The following is a 25576-nucleotide window of genomic DNA, read 5'->3' on the forward strand; positions in this document are numbered from 1 at the left end:
CCTTCACAATCGTTTCTAAACAAGTATTACAGTGGGGGCTCAGGCCCCCGCTTTTGTCTTGAGAGGTTTTATTTATGGCAAAGGCTTTTAAACGCACCGATCGCGTTTCACAGCAGGTAAAAAAATCCATTGCGATGATTTTGCAACGTGAAATCAAAGATCCTCGAATTGGTATGGTGACTGTTTCTGATGTGGAAGTGTCTCGCGATCTTGCCTACGCCAAAGTCTATGTGACCTTCTTATTTGATGATGACGAAGCCATCAAAACAGGTATGAAGGCGCTGAAAGAAGCCGCTGGCTATATTCGTAGCTTGCTCGGCTCAGAAGTGAAAATGCGACTGACGCCGGAATTGCAGTTCATCTATGACAACTCGCTCGTCGAAGGCATGCGTTTGTCCAACGTGGTGTCATCGGCAGTCAAAGAAGATGCCCGCAAACGCGGTGACAAAATTGATGGTGATGAGCCTGCTGGGGACAGCAACGAGTAATGGCCAAGCGCAGAAAGGGGCGCCCGGTTGATGGCGTTATTTTGGTCGATAAACCAACAGGTATGAGTAGTAACGGTGTCATGATCAAAGTCCGCGGCATGTTTGCAGCGCAAAAAGCTGGCCACACCGGCGCACTGGATCCGCTGGCGACTGGCATGTTGCCTATTTGCTTGGGTGAAGCGACCAAATTCAGCCAGTTTTTACTGGATGCGGATAAAAAGTACCGCGTTGTTGCGAGGTTAGGGCAACGCACTACAACCTCTGACGCTGATGGTGATTTGGTTTCGGAGAAGCCAGTGGCGGTTACCGAAGCACAAGTTGAGCAGGCTCTCGTGCAGTTTCGCGGCGATATTCAACAAGTGCCAACGATGTTTTCTGCTCTCAAGCACGAAGGCAAGCCGCTATATCACTACGCCCGACAGGGGATTCATATTGATCGTCCCGCACGACCGATTCATGTCTTTTCGTTTGAAATCGTGGCATTGGATGATGTCTGGCTCACCATGGACGTGCATTGTTCGAAAGGCACTTACGTTAGGACCCTAGTTGATGATTTAGGCGAAGTGCTTGGCTGTGGAGCACACGTTGCTGAGCTGCGTCGGACTCATGTTGCTCATTATCCAACTGAGCAAATGATGACGTTGGAACAATTGCAGGCGTTGCGTGATAAAGCCGATTCAGCGGAGTTGCCTGCCGGTGAGTTTTTAGACCAACACTTGCTGCCAATGGATTCGCCTGTCGTTGCTTTGCCTGAAGTTGAACTCGATCACCAAAGCTGCGATTTCGTCCGCCAAGGCCGTACCGTGCAAGTTGGCTTTGGCGCACCACAGGGGCAAGTACGAATTAAGTCAGAGTGTGGCGAATTTCTCGGCGTTGGTGATGTGTCCGATGAAGGTCAGCTGGCGCCGAAGCGTTTAGTGGTGCCTGTTAGCGCTCGCCAGCAATAACTTTGTTTATCTGGGCGGGTATTGCTTGCTGTTTGCCAACTTAGTCGGTAATATACGCGCCCTCTGCCAGCTGCTGAATTAGTGATCGGCGCTGGTTTTATACATTTTAGGAGACTGATATGTCACTAACTACTGAAAAGAAAGCAGCGATTGTTGCTGAATTCGCTCAAGGCGAAGGCGATACTGGTTCACCAGAAGTACAAGTTGCATTGTTGACTGCTCAAATCAACCACTTGCAAGGTCACTTCAAAACTCACATCCACGATCACCACAGCCGTCGTGGTTTGCTGCGCATGGTAAGCCAGCGTCGTAAACTGCTTGACTACCTGAAGCGCAAAAACCAAGAGCGCTATCAGAGCCTGATCGAAAAATTGGGTCTGCGTCGCTAAGCAAAGATTCAACAAAAAGGGGCTACTTTAGCCCCTTTTTTAATGCCTCATATCTACTTTTTTTACCTTCCGTAAACTTCTCCCTACACTTGCCTCACAGCACTTACCAAATAATTGCCCGAAAGCTAGGCAATCGGGAGGATTCCAGTATACTTATGCGGCGAAAATTGAAAGTAAAAATCTGAAAAGACAAACAGGAATATAAATCGTGAAGCCGATTGTAAAAACGTTCCAGTATGGTCAACACACTGTGACCCTGGAAACCGGCGTGATTGCACGTCAAGCCACCGCTGCCGTTCTGGCAACCATGGATGACACATCTGTACTGGTCTCTGTTGTTGGTAAAAAAGAAGCCAACCCAGGACAAGACTTTTTCCCTCTGACAGTTAACTACCAAGAAAAAGCCTATGCTGCTGGTAAAATCCCAGGCGGCTTTTTCAAGCGTGAAGGTCGTCCTTCTGAAGGCGAAACCCTGATCGCACGTTTAGTTGACCGCCCGATCCGTCCATTATTCCCAGAAGGGTTTTTGAACGAAGTTCAGGTCGTTGCCACTGTCGTATCTCTAAATCCAGAAGTTCCAGCTGATATCGTGACGATGCTGGGTACCTCGGCCGCATTGTCGATCTCTGGCATTCCATTCAATGGCCCAATTGGTGCCGCTCGTGTTGGCTATGTTGATAACAGCTTTGTATTGAATCCGCTGTTGTCTGAGCTGCCAAACTCGAAGCTAGACTTGGTTGTTGCCGGTACTGAATCTGCTGTTTTGATGGTTGAATCAGAAGCAGAAGTTCTGCCAGAAGAAGTAATGTTAGAAGCTGTGGTTTATGGCCATGAGCAACTGCAAACAGCCATCCAAGCAATCAATGAGCTAAAAGCTGAAGTTGCTACCCCTGAATGGGATTGGGTTGCTCCAGAGAAGAACGTAAGCCTGTACGACCAAGTTAAAGCTGCTTCTGAAGCGCAGTTTGTTGAAGCGTACCAAATTACTGAAAAAGCTGAGCGTTACACCAAAGTTGGTGAAATCAAGAAAGCTGTTACTGCACAATTGACCGAAGCTGACGAAGAGTTGGATGCCGGCGAAATCGGTGACATCTTGTACTCAGTTGAGAAAAACGTTGTTCGTCAACGCATCATCGCTGGTGAGCCACGCATCGATGGCCGTGACCCAGAAATGGTTCGTGCTTTGAATGTTGCAACTGGCGTATTGTCACGTACCCACGGCTCTTCACTGTTTACTCGTGGTGAAACTCAGGCTTTGGTTACTTGTACCTTGGGTACCAAGCGTGATGCACAAATTTTGGATGAGTTGTCTGGCGAGCGCACTGACAAGTTCTTATTCCACTATAACTTCCCTCCATACTGTGTTGGTGAGACTGGCTTTATCGGTTCACCAAAGCGTCGCGAAATCGGCCACGGTCGTCTAGCAAAACGCGGCGTTGCTGCGGTGATGCCAGATGAGGACGAATTCCCATACACAGTTCGTATCGTGTCTGAAATTACAGAGTCAAACGGTTCGAGCTCAATGGCGTCTGTATGTGGTTCTTCATTGGCGCTTATGGATGCAGGTGTACCGGTGAAAGCGTCGGTTGCCGGTATTGCCATGGGCTTGGTGAAAGAAGGCGAAAACTTTGTTGTCTTGTCTGACATTCTGGGTGATGAAGATCACTTGGGCGACATGGACTTTAAAGTAGCTGGTACCAGCGAAGGTGTTACTGCCCTGCAGATGGACATCAAGATCGAAGGTATTACCAAAGAGATCATGCAAATCGCTCTGCGCCAAGCGCGTGGTGCTCGCTTGCACATCTTGGGTGTGATGGATGAGGCTATTGGCACTCACCGTGAAGAAGTATCGGATTTTGCGCCGCGTATTCACACCATCAAGATCAACCCTGAGAAGATTAAAGATGTGATTGGTAAGGGTGGTGCAACCATTCGTGCTATCACTGAAGAAACGGGTTGTAGTATCGACATTCAAGACGATGGCACAATCAATGTTGCTGCGGTTGATGGCTTAGCTGCTAAAGCTGCGCTGAAGCGCATTGAAGAAATTACTGCCGAAATCGAAGTGGGCACCATTTATAACGGTCGCGTAACTCGTATCGTAGACTTCGGTGCTTTCGTTGAGATCTTGCCTGGTAAAGAAGGTTTGGTACACATTTCTCAAATCGCTGAGAAGCGCATTGAGAAAGTGACTGACTACCTCGAAAATGGTCAGCAAGTCGATGTCAAAGTTCTTGAAATCGACCGTCAAGGCCGTGTTCGTCTGAGCATTAAAGAAGCGAAGCCAGCTGAGCCAAAACAAGCGGCGGCAGAGCCAGCGGAAGAGACTGCAGAGCAACCTGCAGCTGAATAATCCAATTTAAGGCCAAGATTTCTTGGCCTCTGGTTTGCAATTCCGCAATAATAGGCCAATCTCTCGATTGGCCTTTTTTAATTCAGGCAGAAAATATGTCTTATTTGAAGTGGTTACTGTTAGCAACTGTGGCAGTAATGAGCGGTTGTGCCAATACAGCTAAACAGCCGACCCAAGCCCATGAAATGTTGTTAGCCGTGCCTCGTCAGCCTAGCATCGAACAACAGGCAGCCATCGCCAAGTTAACTGAAATCATTAGCTTATCGGACGTTGATGATGAACGACTGGCTCACTTGTTTTACGACCGAGGTGTCCGGTATGACTCGCTGGGCTTAAAAGCGCTGGCTCATCTCGATTTTAGCCGAGCCTTGCGGATGAAAGCAGACTTTGCCGATGCTTATAATTTCGTGGGCATTCATTACACTCAAGGTGAGCAGTTTGTTGAAGCTTTTGAAGCTTTTGGCTCAGCGATTGAGCTCAACCCAGAACACAAGTATGCGTTGCTAAATCGCGGTATCGCTCGTTACTATGCTGGCCGAAGTGCCTTAGCTGCAGAAGATTTTGCCGAGTTCTACAGCCGCCAGGAATCCGATCCTTATCGTGTTTTGTGGCTTTACATGGCTGAGTATGAAGTGGATCCGGTTAATGCCACAGAGAACCTCATTCGTCACCGAGCTCAGTTATCGGATGATGATTGGGCGACTAACTTAGTTGATCTGTTTTTGTTGCGCATATCGGTCAATGACTTTATGCGGACGTTGCCTGTCGGTATCGGTAGTGAAGAAGCATATGCTGAACGTTTGTGTGAGGCCTATTTTTACTTGGGTAAGCTAGCGGCACAAACCGATGAAGCGATTTACGCTGGTAACTTCTTTCGCTTGGCTTTAGCGACCAACGTCTATGATTTTGTTGAGCATCGTTATGCAATGCTTGAGCTAAAACGTCTCTCTCAAGAAAAGATGCAAAAGCCTGCCGCCGGCTGACGGCAGGAAACCTCACTAACTTACAAGCTAAGGTAGGCCCTGTTTTTTTCCACCAGGGCTTCGCCTATCCCGACCACCAAAGTTAACTCTTCAATCGAATCGAAAGGTCCATGTTGTTGACGGTAGTCAACAATGGCTTGGGCTTTTACAAGACCAATACCATTGAGCCTGTCGGCAATTGTTTCAGCATTGGCAGCATTAATATTGACTGCAGGCAGCTGCTGCTGATGGCTGGAGGACTGTTCGATATTGTTTGATAGTGCAGGAGAGCTCAGCCATAAGGCTACGCTCGCAACGGCGAGTGCAATTAGTTTTTTCATCATGCTTATCCTTAAGCGTTTTCATTAAAGTTTCATCCATGTGTCGTCAAAGCGACACGATCTTAACTTAGACCTAAAACTCTGGTCCGGCAAATTTATCCACATATCACAGATAATCGACCAATGTCGGGGCTTAACCTTGCCATAAAATCAGTGTAACCTAGCTCCAGCAGTTATGACGTACGGTATGACGTCTGGAGATCTCGCTATCGATTTGACAGTTTTCAAATTGATGGACGGACTATGAAAGACCGCAAGTAAGGAAAGGATATCAAGATGCAAATCAGGAAAGCTGTAATCCCTGTCGCCGGCCTCGGCACCCGAATGCTCCCAGCTACCAAAGCAATCCCAAAAGAAATGTTACCTGTTGTCGACCGTCCACTGATCCAATATGTGGTCGAAGAGTGCATCAAGGCTGGCATCAAGGAAATTGTGCTGGTTACTCACTCTAGTAAAAATTCCATTGAGAACCACTTTGATACCAGTTTTGAATTAGAAGCAACGCTTGAAAAGCGGGTTAAACGTCAGTTACTCGATGAAGTGCAGAAGATTTGCCCTCCGGATGTCACCATTATGCACGTTCGTCAGGGCACCGCATTGGGTCTTGGTCACGCTATTTTGTGTGCCAAACCGCTAGTCGGTGAAACGCCATTTGCTGTGGTTTTACCAGATGTGCTGATCGACAAGTACGATGCTGATCCAAAGAAAGACAACCTTGCTGAGATGGCTCGCTTGTTTGAAGAAACCGGCGCCAGCCAAATTATGGTAGAGGCTGTACCCCATGACAGTATTGGCAGCTACGGCGTAGTCGATTTGGGCGGTTATGACTTAAAGCCGGGTGAATCAGTTAAGATGATCGGCACGGTTGAAAAGCCTGAGCCTGATGAAGCGCCATCTAACCTTGCTGTGGTAGGTCGTTATGTCTTGAGTGCCGAATGTTGGGATTTGCTTGAGTACACTCCTCCGGGGGCGGGCGGCGAAATTCAATTGACCGATGCCATTGCGTCTTTAATGAAAGTCGAACAGGTCAATGCCTATTACATGAAGGGGCGCAGTCACGATTGCGGCAGTAAATTGGGCTATATGCAAGCCAACATGGAATATGGTATTCGTCACGGCGATATTGGTGAGTCATTCGCAAGCTTTGTCAAAGACTTTGCCGCAAAACTTTAATTAGAGAGCCATTTACATGGACGTATTAGTCACTGGTGGCGCCGGTTACATTGGCAGCCACACATTGATCGCGTTGCTTGAAGCGGGTCACCGGCCAATTGTGGTCGACAACCTATGTAACTCCAGTGCCGAGTCTTTGCATCGAGTGAAGCAAATTTCGGGGTGTGACGCGATCCCTTTCCATCAAATTGATATTCGTGATCGAGCGGCGCTTGATGCTGTTTTTGCACAATATGAAATCGAATCGGTGATTCACTTCGCTGGCCTTAAGGCTGTGGGTGAGTCAACTCAGATTCCGTTGGACTATTATCAGAACAATGTTGCTGGCACGTTGACACTGTGCCAAGCGATGCAACATGCTGGCGTTAAACGCTTGGTATTTAGCTCCTCAGCAACCGTTTATGGCGATCCCGCCTCGGTACCTATTTTGGAAAGCTTCCCAACCTCAGCGACCAATCCGTATGGTCGCTCTAAGCTGATGGTTGAGGAAATCCTATCTGACTTTGCCAAGTCTGATCCGAGTTGGGACATTGCCTTGCTGCGCTATTTCAATCCGGTTGGTGCACACAAGTCGGGCTTGATTGGCGAAGACCCTTCAGGGATCCCCAATAATCTAACGCCATACATTACTCAAGTCGCGGTGGGTAAACTGCAGCAGTTGAGTGTTTTTGGCGGTGACTATCCGACCAAAGATGGTACTGGCGTCCGAGACTACATCCATGTCGTTGACCTCGCTGAGGGGCACGTCAAAGCTTTGGATAAGCTGAATACTTCACCGGGCCTAGTGGTTTATAACTTAGGCACCGGCAATGGTTACTCAGTGCTTGAGGTGATCGCAGCATTTTCTCAAGCCTGCGGTGTTGAAATCCCTTATCAGGTGGTTGAACGGCGCCCAGGAGACATCGCTGAATGTTACGCTGAACCATCGTTAGCAACTGCAGAGCTTGGTTGGAAAGCACAGCGCGAGTTGGCCGAAATGGCCGAAGACGCTTGGCGTTGGCAGTCAGCAAACCCAAATGGCTATGCTAAGTAAGTTGTTAAAGGCTAAATAGATTTATAGAAAATTAATAAGTGAGCAATAAATTATGAAAGTCACCGTTTTTGGAATTGGTTATGTGGGCTTAGTGCAAGCTGCTGTGATGGCTGACTTTGGCCATGAAGTAATGTGTGTCGATGTTGACCAAAGCAAAGTCGACAACCTCAAAAAAGGCATTATTCCCATTTATGAGCCAGGCTTGACCCCTCTTGTTGAAACCAATTACAAAGAAGGTCGGCTGCATTTCACCACCAATGCCAAAGAAGGTGTTGAATTCGGCGAGCTGCAATTCATTGCTGTGGGGACGCCACCTGATGAAGATGGCTCTGCTGACTTAAAGTATGTATTGGCAGTTGCTCGTACCATTGCTGAACACATGAATGGTTATAAAGTGGTGCTGGACAAGAGTACGGTACCGGTTGGTACTGCTGACAAAGTTAACGCCGCGATTGCTGAAGTGCTTGAACAACGCGGCGTGGACTACGACTATGCAGTCGTTTCTAACCCAGAATTCTTAAAAGAAGGGGCTGCAGTTAATGACTGCATGCGACCTGATCGCATCGTGATTGGCACCGATGATGACACTGCTCGTCAACTGATTCGCGAATTGTATGCGCCGTTTAACCGTAATCATGACCGCATGATTTTCATGGATGTTCATTCTGCTGAATTGACCAAGTATGCCGCAAACTGCATGCTGGCGACCAAAATTAGCTTCATGAATGAAATGTCTAACCTCGCTGAGCGCTTGGGGGCAGATATTGAGAAAGTTCGTCAAGGCATCGGTTCTGACCCTCGTATTGGCTATCACTTCATTTATCCGGGCTGTGGTTACGGTGGCTCCTGTTTCCCGAAAGATGTTCAAGCTTTGGTTCGTACAGCCGACTCGATTGGCTATGAATCGACCTTGCTGAAAGCGGTAGAGCAGGTCAACTATGCTCAGAAAGAAGTATTGTTCAAACGTTTGAACGAATACTACAAGGGCGACTTGGCGGGCAAAACTGTGGCGATTTGGGGATTGTCTTTCAAACCCAACACAGACGATATGCGTGAGGCATCAAGTCGAGTGTTGATGGAGTCGCTGTGGCAAGCTGGTGCCAAAGTACGTGCATTTGACCCTGAAGCAATGGAAGAAGTACAGCGCATTTATGGTACTCGCGAGGACCTCGAGCTGGTTGGTACGAAAGATGCCGCTCTGAAAGGCGCCGACTGCTTGGTGATTTGTACTGAATGGAAAGTATTCCGTGCTGCTAATTTCGATGACATTAAAGAACAGCTGGTCGATCCGGTGATTTTTGATGGCCGAAACCTTTACGAGCCTGAGCAAGTTAAGCGCTATGGTTTGGCTTACTATGCGATGGGTCGCGGAGATAGTATCACCGCTTAAAGGCAGTTGATTCAATGAAAGTATTGGTCACCGGTGCAGCCGGATTTATAGGGTTTTACGTAAGCCAACGTTTGATTGCCGATGGCTATCAAGTGGTTGGGTTAGACAACAACAACTCCTATTACGATGTCGGTTTAAAGCATGCCCGGCTAGCACAACTAGAGGCTCTTTCTGGCTTCGAATTCGTCGAGCTTGACTTGGCTGATCGAGCCTCGATGGAGCAGCTATTTGCTAAACATCAATTCCAGCGAGTGATACACCTTGCCGCCCAAGCGGGGGTGCGCCACTCGCTCAATGCACCGTTTGACTACGTCGACTCAAATTTAACTGGCATGATGACGATCCTCGAAGGTTGTCGTCATCATGGTGTAGAGCACTTGGTATACGCATCTTCGAGTTCCGTTTACGGCATGAATGAAACCATGCCGTTTTCGACTTCAGATAATGTTGACCATCCAGTATCGCTCTACGCCGCCAGCAAGAAAGCCAATGAGTTGATGGCCCATAGTTATTCCCACTTATACGGCTTGCCGACCACTGGATTGCGGTTTTTCACTGTGTATGGCCCATGGGGCCGTCCTGACATGGCTTATTTTTTGTTTACCAAAGCGATGTTGGCTGGAGATCCGATCAAGGTGTTTAACTTTGGCAAGATGCGCCGCGATTTCACTTATATTGACGATATTGTCGAGGGTGTGGTTCGAGTGATGGATAAACTGCCTGAGCCCAATCCAAACTGGAGCAGTGCGGATCCGTCAAGTAGTAAAGCGCCATACAAGATCTACAATATTGGCAACAACAACCCGGTGGAATTGGGCTATTTTATTGAAACCCTAGAGCGTTGCTTGGGCATCGAGGCCAACAAGCTAATGATGCCAATGCAACCAGGCGACGTGGTTGCTACCGCGGCAGATATTGACGACCTTGTCGAAGATGTTGGCTTTTCTCCGGCAACGTCGATTGAACAAGGGTTAGAATCTTTTGTTCGTTGGTACAAGAGCTACTACCGATAATGATGGCCGTCAGTTTCTAGCTTGACTGACGGTTACCTCACTCCAATCAAACTGCATTTTGTTACTCCCCCCAAAGTCAGCTGATCCGCTGTTGCTTTAAAAAGTTTTTAGTTCACAAACCCGCGCTAATTTAATTGTTTTATTTTTGCATACTGTTAACAATATGCTGATTTTGTTAAGTGAACAGCGAGTAAACAATGGATGATTCTTCGCACCAATTGAAGTGGACCGAAAAGCTTGGCTACGGCCTTGGAGACTCGGCGTTCAACTTTGTTTGGATGACCTTTATTTATTTTCAGGTTTATTTTTACACCGATGTATTTGGCTTATCCGCTGCCGCAGTCGGTTCTTTGCTGCTACTGACTCGTATTTGGGATACCGTCAATGATCCGGTGATGGGGGCGATTGCCGATCGAACTGAAACTCGGTGGGGAAAGTTTCGTCCTTATTTGCTGTTTGGCGCTGTACCGCTGGGGATCACCGCGACGCTTGCATTGAGCACGCCTGAGTTATCTGATTCCGGTAAGTTATTTTATGCCTATGTGACTTACTTTGCCGTAGGGATGCTGTTTACTGCAATGAACATTCCATATGCATCGATGATGAGTGCAATGACTAACGATCCCAAAGAGCGCGCATCTTTAGCGACATGGCGATTTGCTGGGGCATTTGTCACGGGCATCATTGTGCTACATTTCACCATGGATCTGGTCGCTTGGTTAGGTGATGGTGATGATGCCCTTGGTTTTCAGCGCACCATGGCTTTTTATGCCGTCATTTTGGTGTGCTTGATGTTTATCACCGTGGCACTGACCAAAGAGCGCATCCGGCCTCAAACAGCAAGTCACAGTCACTTTGTTAGCGATCTAAGTGGCATTGTCCGTTCTCGTCCGTTCATTATCTTATTTGCCGTTGCCATGTTTTCGCTTGGCTATATTGCTATTCGCAATGCCATTACCATGCATTACTTCAAATATGTACTGTTTGATGAAGCAGGGGCTAAGTGGTTTCTCGTCGGTGGCGCCATTTTTTGTTTAATTGGCGCCTTGCTGACTCCGTGGCTGATCCGTTGGTTTGATAAGAAGCACGTCTACATCGCTATCACCGTGGCGAATGCGCTGCTAATGGCGCTCATTTACTTTTGTGGCGAAGACGATTTGGTTTGGATCTATGGTATTCACTTCGTCAGTCAACTGCTATCTGGTCCGCCTGCACCGATCATTTTTGCCATGTATGCTGATTTGGTCGACTATCAGGAGCACAAGACCGGTATTCGCAGTTCGGGCTTGATATTTGCTGGCGCATCCTTCTCACAAAAGATGGGTTGGGCTATCGGTGGCGCGGCGACAGGCTTTTTGTTAGCAGCATTTGGCTTTGAAGCCAATGTTCAACAGGCCGAATCGACTCGTCATGGCATACTGCTGATGTTTACCATCATTCCATCAGCTCTGGCGATCTTGGCAGCCTATGCGATGAGCCGCTACTCGTTGACCGAGCAGCGAGTCTCGCAAATTCAGACCGAACTTAGTAATGGACCAAGCTCAGCCGAACAATCAGCTATTCCTGCCAGTAGCGCTCCGACAGCACGTTAAGTTCATTGGCCATCGTCGACACCTGGCCACAGGCATCGGTTGAGTCGGTGGCTTGTTGACGAATCTGATCGGCAAGATTTTTCAGCGCAATGATGTTGCCGCTAATTTCCTCTGAGACGTGGCTTTGTTGTTCAACGGCAGAGGCGATTTGTAGGTTCATGTCATTGATGGATGATACCGAGCGGGTTGCCTGCTCGATGTTCTCCTCCGCGTCATGGACAGACGTAACGCTTTTGACGGCGCTACTGGCAGCATTTTCCATTGCCGAAACGGCGTTTTTGGCTTGCCCCTGAAGTTTTTCAACCATGGTCATAATTTCTTCGGTTGACTCGTGAGTGCGAGTTGCCAAGGTTCTCACTTCGTCAGCTACCACTGCAAAGCCGCGGCCTTGTTCGCCTGCTCGAGCGGCCTCAATGGCAGCATTGAGGGCCAGCAAGTTGGTTTGTTCAGCAATCGAGCGAATGACATCAACAACGCTACCGATTTGGTCACTCTCGGATGCCAACCGGTTAATCACATCGGAAGCCTTTTCGACCTCAGAGGATAATTGATTAATCGCTTCTAGCGTTTCGGCAACACTATCTTTACCTGAGGCCATTTCATCGTTGGCCACTTTGGCATGCTCCGAGGTTTGCAGGGCACTAGTGGCTACTTGCTGAATACTAACCGACATTTCTTCAACAGCAGTGGCAACCATGTCTGATTGTTGATACTGCTTTTCGATTTCAGTCAGCGAGCCATCCATATTAGTTTTCAGCACGCCCGAGGCAGAAACCAAATGGTTAGAGTAATCATTGATACGACCTGCCATTGCTCGTTGTTGAGAGCGAAGCATCTTTAAGCAGGCGCGAAGCTGGCCCACTTCATCTTGACGGCCGGTATACACCTCGCGAGCGACGGCATCATCCATTTCTTGTTTGAGCTCTTTACTCATCTCAGCAATTGGTTGAAATTGCCACATGCAAGCACAGCAGACGTACAAAGTTGCAATGATTGCCGCGGTTGGCCAAGCCCATGAAGCCGATAGTGATAAGCCGATAGCAAACAGCAGCACTAAGCCGAGCATGCCATGGATCGCCATTTTCTGTTGAATTTGCAAGCCCCGCAGTGATGCTGCAGCCTTTTCGGGTTGAGCTAGCAACTTCTTGTAAAGCTTTTCTGCTCGCGCTACTTCTTGGCTTTCTGGTTTGACTCGAACCGATTGATATTCCTTGATTCGGCCATTTTCTTTGATCGGCGTGGCATATGCGTGAACCCAGTAGTGATCGCCATTTTTACAGCGGTTTTTCACCAGCCCCATCCATGAATGCCCCTGCTTTAGGCGAGCCCACATTTCCTTGAACGCCGCCGGAGGCATGTCAGGGTGGCGGATCATATTGTGCGGGTTGCCCAATAACTCATCACTTTCAAAGCCAGAAATGCGAACAAAATCTGAGTTGATGTAAGTAATGTGGCTACTTGGGTCAGTCGTTGAGAGGATGTTGGTGTCCTGACTATATGTAACTTCTTTTTGAGTTACAGGTAAATTGGTGCGCATGGAATAGGTTCCTACATCGTAATGACCTTCATCCATGAACAGGCACTACTGGTAAAACAAAGAGTCGCAACACGCGATACGAAACAGTAAGTTGCCGTATCGTTAATCAGGGCTAAATGAAAACGTGGGTTGCCAACTCGTTACAACAGCGATCTATTTTGTTGAAAAACGGAAGACTAGCGTAACCCACTGTCGTTGCTATTTGATGACAGTCATATCGACTGCAATTAGCACTTCTTTAGAGGTAATTTATTGGAGTAGGGAACCCGCTTCAACCATTCATTTGTGAATAAATTGAAACGGGCTGTTTGTTTTGAAGATTAGGAAGCGAGGGTTTGCTCGATGTAATCGTCGATAATGGTCTCGAGAATGCTCAGTGGCACAGCGCCGTTTTTCAACACCGCGTCATGGAAATCACGCAGATCGAATTTGTCGCCCAATGCCGCCTTCGCTTTTTCGCGCAGCTCAAGAATTTTGATCATACCGACTTTATATGATGTTGCTTGGCCCGGCATGACGATGTAACGCTCAATCTCAGCAGTGACATCCGACTCCGCCATACCTGTATTTGCCAGCATGTAAGCAATGGCTTCTTCACGCGTCCAACGTTTGGCGTGAATACCTGTATCCACCACTAAGCGAACGGCTCGGAATAGCTCGGCAACCAATCGGCCAACGTTGTCATAAGGGTCTTTTTGGAACCCCAACTCCCAAGCCAGTTGCTCTGAGTACAGAGCCCAGCCTTCGATATAAGCCGTGAAGGGGGCCATTTTTCGAATAAATGGCAAGCCTTCTAGCTCCATAGCGATGGCGACTTGGAAGTGGTGACCGGGTACGCCTTCATGGTAGGCCAGAGTGCGCATTCCAAACTTAGGCGTGGCCTTGATGTCATACAGGTTGGCGAAGAATCGACCGGGACGACTGCCATCCATTGACGGCGGTTGATAATAGGCACCTGGCGCACTTTTCTCTTTGAATTCAGGAATTCGAACAACTTCCAAGCCGGCTTTAGGACGAATACGGAAGGCATCATCCAAGCCAGCATTGATTTCATCTAAGATCACTTGGTAGTCAGCTAGGATCTGACCACGACCTTCATCCGAGTCTTGGTAATAAAACTCAGGTCGATCCGACAACTCTTCCATGGTTGCGGTGAAACCAACGCTGATATCCATGCCTTCTGCCGCCAGAATCGTCAAGATTTCTGACTGGATGCGGTCAACCTCTGACAAGCCTAACTGATGTAACTGATCGGCGGTGTAATCAGTGGTGGTGAAAAAACTCAGTGCTTGATCATAAGCGGCAAGGCCATCAGGCAAGCGCCATAAGCCATCGTCAGTATTGGACTGCGGCTTCACCTGGACGAAGTAATCAATCAGTAGCTGATAAGCGGGGTAAACGTCTTCAACAATCCGCTGCTCAGCTTGAGCAAGGAAAGCTGCTTTTTGCTCTGCTGGCATTTCCTCGATATCGTTTAGCTTGGTCTCAAACGAGTTGTACAAAATGTTTTCGTTGACCGGTGTATCAATAAAGCCGTTCATTTCAGCCAGTACGCGGTCAATGACAAATGTTGGCGGCAGAATACCTCGCTCAGTGCGGCGCTCAAGTCCAGCGATCACTTGCTGAAACTTTGTGCCAACGGCAGATAGTCTCGATAAGTAATGCTCAGCATCGACTTCATCGTTCACCTGATGAGATGCTTGCATGAAGCTTGGGTAGCCGTTTTGTACTCCGAATAGTTGATTGACAGGGTAATCGTGATAGCGGAATTTCTCGCCCTCAAGAACGACATTAAGTAGGTAAAGCGCGATGTCGTAACTTAGCTGTTGGTCTTTGTCCAAACCGTCGTAGCTGGTTAGAGTGCCATGCAAATCATGCATTTTAGCTAGTAGTGCGTCGGTTTTTTCTGGGCTTGCATCGTCTAAGTTGGCGTTATGGCCTTTGATGCCAATACCTTCCAAAAAACCCAGTTGTGTCAGTCCTTCTGGGCTATCAAGAGCAATCTTTAGCGCTTCACGATCGAGAAAAATACGGAATGATAGTGGCTTTTCGGCATACCACTCATGGGCAGCGAAACTACCCCCAAGTATCAATACGGCCAACAGCAGGCCGCCAATCCATTTTAACACCTTCATTTATTTTCAATCCTGTCGGTTGTCGCCACAGCATGAAGGCGCTGATGACAGCGTCCTTGCTGGGTCATTAGAGTTGTAATGTGATGGGTTGTTTAGAGTATTTACACTTTCCCTAGCCAACCCTAACAGCGATGAAAAAAATGTAAATAATGAGTTTGCGAGCAATTGTAAGTGTTTGTGAATCGGTTCCGTGACAGATTGTCACAAAGCCGACAAAACTCACTTTTGATGTGATCTATGTCTCATGATTGCTGCTGGGTGAATATATATAAATCGTTAAAAAACAAAGAGGTAATAATTTTTTGTAAGGGCCCCATATTTGCAACTACCTCACTGACGGTGGTCGGTACAAATTGTGTTGTCCAGACCAAGTGAAGCGATGCCAGAGCAATGATTGGATCTCCTGTGTTCTAGGTTCCCACGTTGTTCCAGTGATTGCGCTGCTCATTTGTTTGGTCGGATTTGTGAGTGCAGCTGACCACCGTTTTTTCCTCCAATCAGAATACGTGGGCCAGCTTATGTGGGATTATTCAGAAAAAGTTAAAGACCATTTCTTCTCACCGCGCAATGCTAAAGCCGTCGAACAAGCCAATGCGACCGGTGATGTCGGCTCGATCAGCTGTGGCGATGCGCTTCGTTTAACGCTCAAAGTCGATCCCCAAACTGAAGTCATTGAACAAGCGGGATTTCAAACCTTTGGCTGTGGTAGCGCCATTGCTTCGTCCTCGGCTCTGACCGAAATCATAATCGGTAAGACGCTTGACCAAGCGCTAACACTAAGCAATCAAGATATTGCCGACTACCTCGACGGCTTACCGCCGGAAAAAATGCACTGTTCAGTGATGGGCATGGAAGCTCTTCACGCCGCGATTGCTGATTATCGTGGCGAAACCTTTGAAGATGACCATGAAGAAGGTGAGCTGATTTGTAAGTGCTTTGCCATTGACGATGAGCTCATTAAGCGGGTTGTCAGCCAAAACCAACTATCAACGTTAGAAGAAGTCATTCACTACACCAAAGCCGGTGGTGCCTGTGCCGCCTGTCACGAAAAGATTGAGTGGGTGCTTGAAGAGTGCGTTGCCGATTACCAAAGTGCTGGCTCGGTCGAGATTGCCGAGTCGCCTGCCTCTATCGTTGAGCGAATTCACCGAATTGAAGCGGTACTGAATGATGTCAGACCGCAGTTGCAAGCCGACGGTGGCGACGTCCAATTATCCGATGTCGAAGATGACATGGTGTTCTTGACGTTGACTGGCGCTTGCTCCGGTTGTGGCTTATCGGGCGCGACGTTGGCAATGATTGAACAAAAGCTTAGTGAAGCGCTGGCAGAGCCAATCACGGTTTATCCGGTTGGCAGTTCGGCACTAACCAAAGCCCCTTTGAAAGTTGTTGGAGGTGACCAATGAACCCTGCTAAATGTTGTCAAGGCAGCAAAACCTGCGAGCCTGCGTATCTCGATAACAATGCAACCACCCAGGTTGATGAGCAAGTCGTCGCGACCATGTTGCCATTCTTGACTGAGCACTACGGCAACCCGTCGTCAATCCATAAGTTTGGCGATCCTGTCGGCAAAGCCATTGAAGTGGCTCGCGCTCAGGTACAACAACTAATTGGTGCTGAACATGCCACGGAAGTCATTTTTACTTCCTGTGCCACGGAAGCAACCAGCACGGCAATTTTATCCGCCATCGAAGCGTTTCCCGATCGCAAAGAGATCATTACCTCGGTGGTTGAACACCCCGCAACCTTGCAGTTATGCGAGCATCTTAAACGCAAGGGCTACACCATCCATTGGATTGGCGTTGATAGCAAAGGCCGCATTGACATGGAGGCCTACAAAAGCGCACTAAGTGACCGTGTGGCGATTATCAGTTTGATGTGGGCGAACAACGAAACAGGTACCATTTTCCCGATTCGTGGTATGGCTGAAATGGCCAAGAAACACGGTATTCTGTTCCATACCGACGCTGTTCAAGTCGCCGGTAAAGTGCCCATTCAAGTGGCGGGAAGTGGCATTGATTTGCTATCACTCTCGGGCCATAAATTTCATGCTCCGAAGGGAATTGGCGCGCTTTACTTACGGCGTGGCGCTAAATTCCGACCATTGCTTCGCGGTGGGCATCAAGAGCGAGGTCGTCGCGCTGGTACTGAGAACGCAAGCGGTATTGTCGCACTTGGCAAAGCCGCCGAGTTAGCGATGAATGCCATGCAGCGCGATTCGGCTCGAATTGCCATGATGCGTGATCGATTGGAACATGGTTTGCTCGCGCGGGTGCCTAGCTCATTTGTCACTGGCGATCCCAGCCAACGTGTGCCCAATACCAGCAACATCGCTTTTGAATATGTTGAAGGCGAGTCGATTTTGCTGATGCTCAACCAGTTCAATATTGCCGCATCATCTGGCTCGGCCTGTACTTCAGGATCGTTGGAACCCAGTCATGTTATGCGCGCTATGGATATTCCATACACTGCGGCTCACGGCGCTATTCGGTTCTCTTTGTCGCGCTACACCACCGATGACATGATCGACCGAGTGCTAGCGGAGTTACCTGCGATTGTTGAACGTCTGCGTTCTATCTCGCCATATTGGGATCCAGAGCAGAATTGTCCGCGCGAGCAAGCGTTTGAACCGGCGTATGGTTAATGCCCATGGCCAGTCATCAGCAAGGTTTAGGCAAGCCCATCGTCATCAATGACACCACCTTGCGAGATGGTGAGCAAACTGCTGGTGTGGCATTTAGCGCGGCGGAAAAGATTGCGATTGCCGCCGCACTCGAGTGCGCCGGAGTGACTGAGCTGGAAGTTGGGATCCCTGCAATGGGACCTGCCGAGCAAGATGTTATTAAGGCAATTACCGACCAAGTCTCAATTGCCCAAACCATGGGCTGGTGTCGGATGTTGCCGCAAGATATCGCTTGTTGCCGTGATTTGGGACTGAACTGGGTCGACTTATCAATACCGGCATCGACACAGCAGCGACAGTCCAAACTGGCTTTGTCCGAGTCGCAACTGTTAGCTCAGATTGGTGACCGCGTGATGCAGGCCAATGATTTAGGGCTTCGAGTTTGTATCGGCATGGAAGATGCGTCGCGATCCTCGATTAGCAGCTTGCTGAGAATCGCCGAAGCCGCGCAAGCAGCTGGCGCTTGTCGAGTTCGTTACGCTGACACCTTGGGGATCTTAGAGCCCTTTGGTTGTTATGAACAACTCAAAGCGTTAGTCGACAACACTGATTTGCAAGTTGAAATGCATGCCCACAACGACTTAGGTCTGGCAACCGCCAACTCGCTGGCGGCGATTAGAGCTGGTGCCTACTCGGTCAATACCACGGTCGCAGGGCTAGGTGAAAGGGCTGGCAATGCGCCATTGGAAGAGGTGTTGGCGGCCTTAACGCTATCGCCTGCTGCGCCACAACGTTCGTTACCAGAGGTTGAGCTAACTAGCTTGCCAGCGATTTGCCAGCTGGTGGCCCAAGCGTCTGGTCGCCAGTTGAGTCAACAAAAAAGCATTGTCGGTGAAGCTGTGTTTACCCATGAGTCAGGAATTCACGTCGCCGGACTGTTGAAAGATCCCAATAACTATCAAGCATTTCAGCCTGAGATCATTGGCCGAAGTCATCAAATGGTGTTGGGCAAACACTCAGGGACACGGGCAATTCAGGCGGTTTATCAACGCCAAGGCATTGCCCTGACACAATCGCAGGCACAACAACTACGTGGCTGGCTTAGAGATTGGGCGGAATGCCATAAACGCAACCCAACTGACGAAGAGTTATCGCTGTTTTATCAGCGGATTCAAGCAGTCGGCTCTGACCGCACTGCTGCGGCATAACCGTGCTTTGGTTATCAGGATTAAGCAGTGTCAGGATTAAGCAGTAATGAATGCGGAGGACATGCGATGTTAGCGCAAGCAACTGATATGGATTTAGCAATCGCTGAGTTGAACAGCGCCGAGTCGTTTCTGGAGTTTTTCAACGTCAGTTATCAGCCCGCTTACCTCAAGCCTCGGCGCGTTCGCTTTATGCGATTGTTCCGCCAAGAGCTCGACAAGAGTGACGCGCCGCTCGACTGGAATGACTATTACCAAGCGGTCTTTCGGGCCTACTGTTTGTTAGAGCGCGATGTTGCTATCGCCCTCAGTGGTGGTGCTTGTGGCAGCTGCGCCGGCTGCCAAAGCGATGAAGACAAACAATCAGAACAAGCGTTGCAAGGGAGGAATTGTCGCCATGATTGATGCCAAATATGCTTACGGAACTAAGGTCCGGGTGATCTGCAATGTCCGCAACGACGGCAGCTTCCCGGGAAAAATGAAAGGTGATCTGTTGGTCCGCCGAGGAACAACCGGCTATGTTCAGCAAGCCGGATTGCACCTGCAAGAGAACGTCATCTATCAAGTACATTTCATTGAACACAACCTCATCATTGGCTGCAAAGAAACTGAACTGATTGATGCCGCAGAGCCGTGGGTTGATAACGAATTTGAATACGGTGACCGCGCGCAGTTAACACTTACGTTGGCCAGTCAGGGGATTACTCTGGTAGAAGCAGGCACCATCGTCTCGGTGTTGGCGGTAGAACGGGATGATCCAACCGACATTCACTATCGCATTCAATGTGGTCAGCTTGATGTGTCGGTGCCAGCCCGAGCGCTGACTGCAATCAATCACAATGCCAAGGAGTTGGTCGATGATGACTATGCTGCATGATGTTAGCGAGACCCTCGACCCGTCGGTTGATGCCGGCCTGTCGTATCTGATGATGAAATCGAGCCTTGAGCAATTTGGCGTGATCTGTTCTGAGTTGAAACCCGATCAGCTGCCGAAGGTCACTCGGCAGGCGGTTCATGCCCGCCGTTTGCAGCACAAAGTATTGGCTTCAACGGAGGCCAGTCAGGTTCATTTAAGCAAAGCCGAAGTGGACCAGGCGGTGGCAGAATTGGCCAAGCGCTTTGCTCAGGAGCAAGATTTTACCGCGACATTAGCGGCCAACCAGCTTGATTCAACAACCCTCAGACAAGCCTTGCAAGAAGAGCTCAAGTGCCAGGCCGTGCTGAACTATGTTGGCTTACAAGCCGGTGAATGCTCCGAACAAGAGGCATTGACCTATTATCAAAGCCATCCTGAAAAGTTTAGTCAGCCAGAGCGACGCTACGCACGCCACATTTTGATCACCGTGAATGATGATTTTGCCGAAAACACCCTCGATCAGGTTGAGTCGCGCATTGCTGATATCTACCAACAACTGCAGCGTAAAGGCAATTATGCCAGTCATTTTGGCTGGTTTGCCAAACGTTATTCAGAATGCCCAAGTGCGATGAATGATGGTGAACTCGGTTGGGTTGAACCCAATATCCTGTTTGCTGAGCTCGATCAGGCGTTGTTTAGCATGGAAAGCGGCCAAATTAGTCAGCCCATTGCTACTGAAGCTGGCTTACATCTATTGTTTTGCCAACAAGTGAGTGGCGCTCATATGGTTTCTTTTGAACAAGCCCGTGACAAGATTCGTCAGACCTTGACGGCCCATGCGAGCAAAATGGAGCAGAAGCGCTGGCTATCTCAGCTACCTTGAAAAACGCTTGCTATTGCAACCACGACAGATTGCCCTGATTAATATTTTTCATGCGAAATTGAGAGCTTATTCAGCGAACAATCTGCCTGATTAGGGTATAGTGCGCCGGTCCCAAGTTTTAGAGAAGTAATCAGGTATGGATCATTATAAATCCATCTTCGAGCTTGCACGGAAGGTGCTGGGAGATAGGCGACTGGCAGAATCCTGGATGACCACGAAGTTGGCATCATTGAATAATCAGACTCCTGAAGAACTGCTAAAGAGTTCTGCCAACGGCCACAAAGAACTAGAAGGCTATTTGTCTAACATGCTAGATGTCATGTGCGGAGCCAAGTAACAGATTGTTGTTAGCCGACTTATCACAAAAAACCGCTTCGTTAAGGCGGTTTTTTTGTGACTAAAATCAGCCAGTCATCGATGTCCAAGCAACAAACAGCAAAAATGCTGCCGCAGGCAAAAATGCCAGACCACACCACCGAAACCACTCTTTGAATTGAACCGCTGACCAACGGGCAAAATGTCGATGCAAAGACGGTGGTGTGCACAGTAAGCCGACGCTCACTGCTAACAAGCCGTAGCCGAGCCATCGAATGAGCCAGGGATAGATCGCTGAGTCCGCGTAAAGGACGAAAACCAGCCCAGCCAGTCCACGACTAATGATTTCAAACGGATGAAAAAAACGCTGCTCACTAAAGGCAATAATGCCAGCTGAGAATGCTGCCGGTTGAATCATCATTCGGATGCAAAAGTACATCAATAATAAGGCAAAAGCGCCGACAAATAGCATTTTCGATGTGTCCCTGTGAACAATAAAACAGTGTATCTGCCGCGATAGTACGCGGGGTAAATTTAGTTTCTCACGAATCTATCCGCTATCGCGAGTGGGTTAGTTTTTGCCACTTCGCTATGTCAGAATAGCGAAGTTTTTAATGGCCTGTTGGGTAATGAATGTTGACTGTTGATGAGCTTAATCTGCTGCTTCGCTGCTTTTCGATAGGAAATCTGATACTGCTTGCTTCCTTGTGTATAGGAAGGAAACTAACGGTCAATATTGTCCTACTGTTTGCTTTGTTTGTGGGCTTTGCTCACTACATTGTTCTGACGGCCCCCGTTTCTTATCAATTGATTCTTTCCTACCGTAATGGGCTGCTGTTTTTTACTGAACTGTTACCCGTGCTTATCTTTCTGTTTGTGCTCGATTTTTCTCCAGCTTGTCGCTCGTACCAATACTATGAACGGTTACGAATCAGCACATTGGTAGCAGCTATCGTGTTATATGGTGTCTGCTTTTTATTGCTGGCTGGCCGCGGCGTTCTGCATTCCATATCCCATGTGATTGGCTTGATTTTATTAATTGCCTCTGGCTACCTGTGTTTCCGTCAGATAAATGATGATTTGGTTGATAAACGACGAACATACCGTTTTGTGTTTGGCGGCTATTTAATGCTGCATTTTTGCGTTCTGGTACTGTTTGAATTGTTTACCTCTCAGAGCGACGGCAACCTCTATTTAAGTTTGACTAACAGCGCGTTGATCTTTCTGGCGACCTTAGTAGGGGTCAACATCCATGTTCGTGAACCACAGCCAATTGAGCGGGGTTTGGCACCACAACCAAGCACTAATGAACAACCGTCTGACAATTCTATGCCGCCCGCTATGCAGCAACGAGCCGCTCAACTTGAATTGCTGATGAGCGAAGGTGCTTATCTGGAAAATGGCTTAACGATTGGCAAACTATCTGAGCAGCTTAAATTACCGGAACACAGGTTGCGAAAACTGATCAACGAAGGCTTGGGCTATAAAAATTTTTCTAGCTACCTTAATAGCTATCGCATCCCACAGGCCTGCCAGATGTTGAAGGACCGTGACAACGCAGAGAAACCCATCTTGTCTATCGCTTTGGAACTTGGCTTTGGCTCAATTAGCCCATTCAATCGCGCCTTCAAGCAGGCTACAGGTAACACGCCGACAGAATATCGCGACCACCACACTAAGCTATCGCTCTAGTAGTAAGTACCTGAAATAGCAGGGCAAAGCGCCTAATTTATCGCCAAAGGGCTTAGCAAATATGAAAAATGCTGGTCATTTTTAAAAAAAACGGCGTGTTTTTGAAATCGACCAGACGCAATCCAATGCTCATCGTAGGCTGGCCTAAAAATTTAATTGCGAGTCTGAGATGAAACTCAAATTACTGTTTGTTGCCTCATTGGCGTTGGGTCTATTGTTGTGGAAAGCGGCGCCAATTTATCAATACTTGGCTCATCGAGGTGTGGTGAGCTTCCTACCTTGGACCGATTTTGCTGCCATACCCGAACCTGCACCAAGCATTTCAGAACTTTACGTAGCTAAGTACCGCGATGCCTCGAATCAGGCTCTTGAGCTATTGAAAGTCCACCGCCAACAACTAAATGCACCCTCGATAAACTTTGCAATTGCCATTGATGGTGCATTGGTGTGGGCCAGTGCCATTGGTTGGCGTAACGTTGAGCAGCAAATACCAGCGCAGCTGACCACCCAGTATCGAATCGGCAGCACGTCTAAAGCGCTGACGGCGATGGCGATCGCCCGGTTGGTTGAACGGCAGCAGATCGACTTGGATACACCAATTGGAGGCTACCTTAAGCCATTGCCCAACGCCTCTTGGCGGAACATTACGCCGCGGCAATTGTTATCCCATACTTCTGGTTTACCTCACTACCCAGACAATCGCGATTACTTGGGTTTGTATCAAACGATTGCACTAAGCCAAAATTATCCAACGGCGGCGGAAGCATTAGACGTATTTGACGACAGTGATTTGCTATTCCAGCCTAATGCCGATTATCACTATTCGACTTTTGGTACTGTGCTGCTCAGTGCTGTTATCGAACAAATCGCCGGCCGCCCATTCGATGATTTCATCACTGCAGAGCTGTTTGAACCATTGCAACTGAACGACACCGCCTCAGAGCAACAAGCAATTGCGCAGAATCGTGACTCACTGGCTCAGTTCTACTGGAATAACAAAGGGCGCAGTGACCAAGTCAAACCTTGGCGCCAAGTCGACCTTAGCCATCGCCTTGCTGGTGGCGGCTTTGTTTCGACCTCGACCGATTTAGCTCGGTTTGGTAGCGCTGTTCTCAATGGTGATGTGGTCAACGCTGAGACTGCTGCGACATTTTTTACCCCACAGCTGTTGGCCAATGGCCAGCGAACTCCCGATAACTATGCGTTGGGCTGGCGCGCGCCTCGATATGATTTTGGTAATGATTTAGGCAACATCACTTTTATCAATCACGGTGGCGTATCAAGAGGGGCTCAAAGTATATTGGCGCTGTTGCCTGAGTATGGCGTCGCTATCGCCATGAATATCAATTCGAACACCGAGCAGTTTACTGACTTTTCATCGGTCATTCGCCCGATTATGGCGCTGTTTATCAGCCTTGAAAGTAGTTAATGCCGTCAAACAAAAAACCAATGAACTAATTGCTAGAGAGTAGAAAAAAGGTAAATGATGAAGGAAATATTAATCTCAATAAAAGTGTTGTTGCTGATCTTGGCCGCCGGGCCGTTTGAACTGAATGCGGCGCCCGATAACAACACGATTGATATCAACTCGGATGTTTTACAAGACACGCGCCGAATCATCGTTTCGCTACCAACAAACTATCAAACCGAGTCGTTTTATCAGTTCCCGGTGCTTTACATGACCGATGGCGACAGTCAATTCGAGCATATATCTTCGATGACACATTATTTGTCGGGGACCATTTCGCCGATGATTGTGGTCGCTATTGAGCAGAAGAACCGATTTGCTGAGTTGGCACCATTCATTAGTGAACAAGCGATCAGCGGCAACAGTGAGAAGTTTCGCCAGTTTATCGTTGATGAAGTAAAACCATTGATTGATAAACAATATCGTACTGCTGACTTTGCTGTTTTGATGGGGCACTCATTGGGTGGTGCATTCGTGCTCAATGCCTACCATCAAGAGCCATCTCAATTCGATGCCTATGTGTCCTTAGCGCCGTCGTTAGCATGGGGAAACGAGCGCTTGTTGACGCTACTTCCCAAGAGCTTTGCGCAACAACAACAACCCTTCGTTGCTATTTCATTTGAGGGCCAAAGCGCCTTTCCAACGCCACAACAGAGCTATAACGAACTGAGTCAAATGATCGCCAAACACCCACATTTGCAGCTTTCCCACCAAGTTGAGCTGTTGCCAGACGAAGACCATATGTCCGTTGCGCACCTGGGTGCTTACCATGCACTAAAGCGACTTTACCGTGGATGGTTTCTGTCACTGCCGCAAGCCTTGAGCAGTGACGATGCATTTGAACGTCACTATCAGCAGTTGAGCAATCGCTTAGGCTACTCGGTGCTACCCACAGAGTATGAACTTTGGTCTCTGACCTCAGCGCTCATTAATCAGGGAAATCAGAAGGTTGCCGCTAAGATTGCAAACCATGCCGAACAAATGTACCCAGACTCTCATTTTAGCTATTCATTGTTGGCTGATGTTGCCAAGGCGGCGAACAACAATGAGCAAGCGGCAACATACCTCGACAAGGCGGTGGAATTGTCTGCGCATTTACCCGAGCGCCAAGCGCGTTATCAAAGCCGCTTAGAGCAACTGCGTTGATTCCAGCGATGGCAAAGTGATTGATCGCGGCTCGC

24 protein-coding genes are annotated in these 25576 nt (G+C 48.4%); 20 read left to right on the forward strand and 4 right to left on the reverse strand.

What is annotated here, in order from left to right; genetic code table 11:
• Positions 1-74: 74 nt before the first annotated feature.
• From rbfA to nlpI, 5 genes are all read left to right on the forward strand, one after another.
• Positions 75-488: a 30S ribosome-binding factor RbfA gene (rbfA, locus tag CBE68_RS14290; RefSeq protein ID WP_087506775.1), complete on the forward strand. Its 414-nt coding sequence runs from the start codon at positions 75-77 to the stop codon at positions 486-488.
• On the forward strand, positions 488-1435 hold the full coding sequence (gene truB, locus CBE68_RS14295; protein ID WP_087506776.1) for a tRNA pseudouridine(55) synthase TruB: 948 nt from the start codon (positions 488-490) through the stop codon (positions 1433-1435). The genes rbfA and truB overlap by 1 nt, the downstream gene beginning before the upstream one ends.
• 119 nt (positions 1436-1554) lie before the next feature.
• Entirely contained in the window at positions 1555-1824 is a 270-nt protein-coding gene (rpsO, locus tag CBE68_RS14300; RefSeq protein ID WP_087506777.1) for a 30S ribosomal protein S15, read from the forward strand.
• Between the two features lie 208 nt (positions 1825-2032).
• On the forward strand, positions 2033-4177 hold the full coding sequence (pnp, locus tag CBE68_RS14305; RefSeq protein WP_087506778.1) for a polyribonucleotide nucleotidyltransferase: 2145 nt from the start codon (positions 2033-2035) through the stop codon (positions 4175-4177).
• Positions 4178-4272: 95 nt separating this feature from the next.
• Positions 4273-5160, forward strand: coding sequence for a lipoprotein NlpI (nlpI, locus tag CBE68_RS14310; RefSeq protein ID WP_087506779.1), 888 nt, complete (start codon positions 4273-4275; stop codon positions 5158-5160).
• 20 nt (positions 5161-5180) lie between these two features.
• On the opposite strand, the gene CBE68_RS19040 is transcribed toward nlpI, so the two are convergent.
• Positions 5181-5483: a ComEA family DNA-binding protein gene (locus tag CBE68_RS19040; RefSeq protein WP_371870511.1), complete on the reverse strand. Its 303-nt coding sequence runs from the start codon at positions 5481-5483 to the stop codon at positions 5181-5183.
• Between the two features lie 273 nt (positions 5484-5756).
• Here CBE68_RS19040 and galU point away from each other — a divergent pair, with 273 nt between their 5' ends.
• The 5 genes from galU to CBE68_RS14340 all read left to right on the forward strand — a co-directional run bounded on the left by galU (position 5757) and on the right by CBE68_RS14340 (position 11681).
• The gene (gene galU / locus CBE68_RS14320; protein ID WP_087506780.1) at positions 5757-6653 is read left to right on the forward strand and encodes a UTP--glucose-1-phosphate uridylyltransferase GalU; all 897 of its coding nucleotides are present in this window, start codon (positions 5757-5759) and stop codon (positions 6651-6653) included.
• A gap of 16 nt (positions 6654-6669) precedes the next feature.
• Positions 6670-7686, forward strand: coding sequence for a UDP-glucose 4-epimerase GalE (galE, locus tag CBE68_RS14325; RefSeq protein ID WP_087506781.1), 1017 nt, complete (start codon positions 6670-6672; stop codon positions 7684-7686).
• 52 nt (positions 7687-7738) lie between these two features.
• Complete coding sequence (locus CBE68_RS14330; protein ID WP_087506782.1) at positions 7739-9076, forward strand: UDP-glucose dehydrogenase family protein; 1338 nt, start codon at positions 7739-7741, stop codon at positions 9074-9076.
• A gap of 14 nt (positions 9077-9090) precedes the next feature.
• A complete protein-coding gene (locus CBE68_RS14335; RefSeq protein WP_087506783.1) occupies positions 9091-10089 on the forward strand; it encodes an NAD-dependent epimerase in 999 nt (332 codons plus the stop codon).
• A gap of 197 nt (positions 10090-10286) precedes the next feature.
• The gene (locus CBE68_RS14340; protein WP_087506784.1) at positions 10287-11681 is read left to right on the forward strand and encodes an MFS transporter; all 1395 of its coding nucleotides are present in this window, start codon (positions 10287-10289) and stop codon (positions 11679-11681) included.
• On the opposite strand, the gene CBE68_RS14345 is transcribed toward CBE68_RS14340, so the two are convergent.
• Both CBE68_RS14345 and CBE68_RS14350 read right to left on the reverse strand, forming a co-directional pair.
• On the reverse strand, positions 11647-13218 hold the full coding sequence (locus CBE68_RS14345) for a methyl-accepting chemotaxis protein (protein ID WP_158100620.1): 1572 nt from the start codon (positions 13216-13218) through the stop codon (positions 11647-11649). The genes CBE68_RS14340 and CBE68_RS14345 overlap by 35 nt on opposite strands.
• A gap of 320 nt (positions 13219-13538) precedes the next feature.
• Positions 13539-15353 (reverse strand): DUF885 domain-containing protein, encoded by a 1815-nt coding sequence (locus CBE68_RS14350; protein ID WP_087506786.1) that lies wholly within the window; start codon positions 15351-15353, stop codon positions 13539-13541.
• A 518-nt stretch (positions 15354-15871) separates the two neighbouring features.
• Here CBE68_RS14350 and nifU point away from each other — a divergent pair.
• The 7 genes from nifU (at position 15872) to CBE68_RS19020 (ending at position 21257) form a co-directional block, all read left to right on the forward strand.
• Positions 15872-16759: a Fe-S cluster assembly protein NifU gene (gene nifU / locus CBE68_RS14355; RefSeq protein ID WP_087506816.1), complete on the forward strand. Its 888-nt coding sequence runs from the start codon at positions 15872-15874 to the stop codon at positions 16757-16759.
• A complete protein-coding gene (nifS, locus tag CBE68_RS14360; RefSeq protein ID WP_087506787.1) occupies positions 16756-17997 on the forward strand; it encodes a cysteine desulfurase NifS in 1242 nt (413 codons plus the stop codon). The genes nifU and nifS overlap by 4 nt, the downstream gene beginning before the upstream one ends.
• A gap of 5 nt (positions 17998-18002) precedes the next feature.
• On the forward strand, positions 18003-19184 hold the full coding sequence (gene nifV, locus CBE68_RS14365) for a homocitrate synthase (protein WP_087506817.1): 1182 nt from the start codon (positions 18003-18005) through the stop codon (positions 19182-19184).
• 66 nt (positions 19185-19250) lie between these two features.
• Positions 19251-19586 carry a nitrogenase-stabilizing/protective protein NifW gene (locus CBE68_RS14370; RefSeq protein WP_087506788.1) on the forward strand — a complete coding sequence of 112 codons (336 nt, stop codon included), beginning with the start codon at positions 19251-19253 and terminating at the stop codon, positions 19584-19586.
• Positions 19579-20058 (forward strand): nitrogen fixation protein NifZ, encoded by a 480-nt coding sequence (locus tag CBE68_RS14375; protein WP_158100621.1) that lies wholly within the window; start codon positions 19579-19581, stop codon positions 20056-20058. The genes CBE68_RS14370 and CBE68_RS14375 overlap by 8 nt, the downstream gene beginning before the upstream one ends.
• Positions 20039-20920 carry a nitrogen fixation protein NifM gene (nifM, locus tag CBE68_RS14380; protein ID WP_158100622.1) on the forward strand — a complete coding sequence of 294 codons (882 nt, stop codon included), beginning with the start codon at positions 20039-20041 and terminating at the stop codon, positions 20918-20920. Before CBE68_RS14375 ends, nifM begins: the two co-directional genes overlap by 20 nt.
• Positions 20921-21056: 136 nt before the next feature.
• Positions 21057-21257 carry an MbcA/ParS/Xre antitoxin family protein gene (locus CBE68_RS19020; protein ID WP_087506791.1) on the forward strand — a complete coding sequence of 67 codons (201 nt, stop codon included), beginning with the start codon at positions 21057-21059 and terminating at the stop codon, positions 21255-21257.
• A 66-nt stretch (positions 21258-21323) separates the two neighbouring features.
• Here the strand turns inward: CBE68_RS19020 and CBE68_RS14390 are convergent, their stop codons facing one another.
• A complete protein-coding gene (locus CBE68_RS14390; RefSeq protein WP_143824577.1) occupies positions 21324-21656 on the reverse strand; it encodes a hypothetical protein in 333 nt (110 codons plus the stop codon).
• A gap of 212 nt (positions 21657-21868) precedes the next feature.
• Here CBE68_RS14390 and CBE68_RS14395 point away from each other — a divergent pair, with 212 nt between their 5' ends.
• The 3 genes from CBE68_RS14395 (at position 21869) to CBE68_RS14405 (ending at position 25541) form a co-directional block, all read left to right on the forward strand.
• The gene (locus tag CBE68_RS14395; protein ID WP_087506793.1) at positions 21869-22927 is read left to right on the forward strand and encodes a helix-turn-helix domain-containing protein; all 1059 of its coding nucleotides are present in this window, start codon (positions 21869-21871) and stop codon (positions 22925-22927) included.
• 169 nt (positions 22928-23096) lie between these two features.
• Positions 23097-24356: a serine hydrolase domain-containing protein gene (locus tag CBE68_RS14400; protein WP_087506794.1), complete on the forward strand. Its 1260-nt coding sequence runs from the start codon at positions 23097-23099 to the stop codon at positions 24354-24356.
• 54 nt (positions 24357-24410) lie between these two features.
• Positions 24411-25541 carry an alpha/beta hydrolase gene (locus tag CBE68_RS14405; protein ID WP_087506795.1) on the forward strand — a complete coding sequence of 377 codons (1131 nt, stop codon included), beginning with the start codon at positions 24411-24413 and terminating at the stop codon, positions 25539-25541.
• Positions 25542-25576 lie beyond the last annotated feature (35 nt).

The sequence above is a fragment of the Neiella marina genome (genome assembly GCF_002165625.1).
In the GTDB taxonomy this organism is placed as follows: Bacteria; Pseudomonadota; Gammaproteobacteria; order Enterobacterales; family Neiellaceae; genus Neiella; species Neiella marina.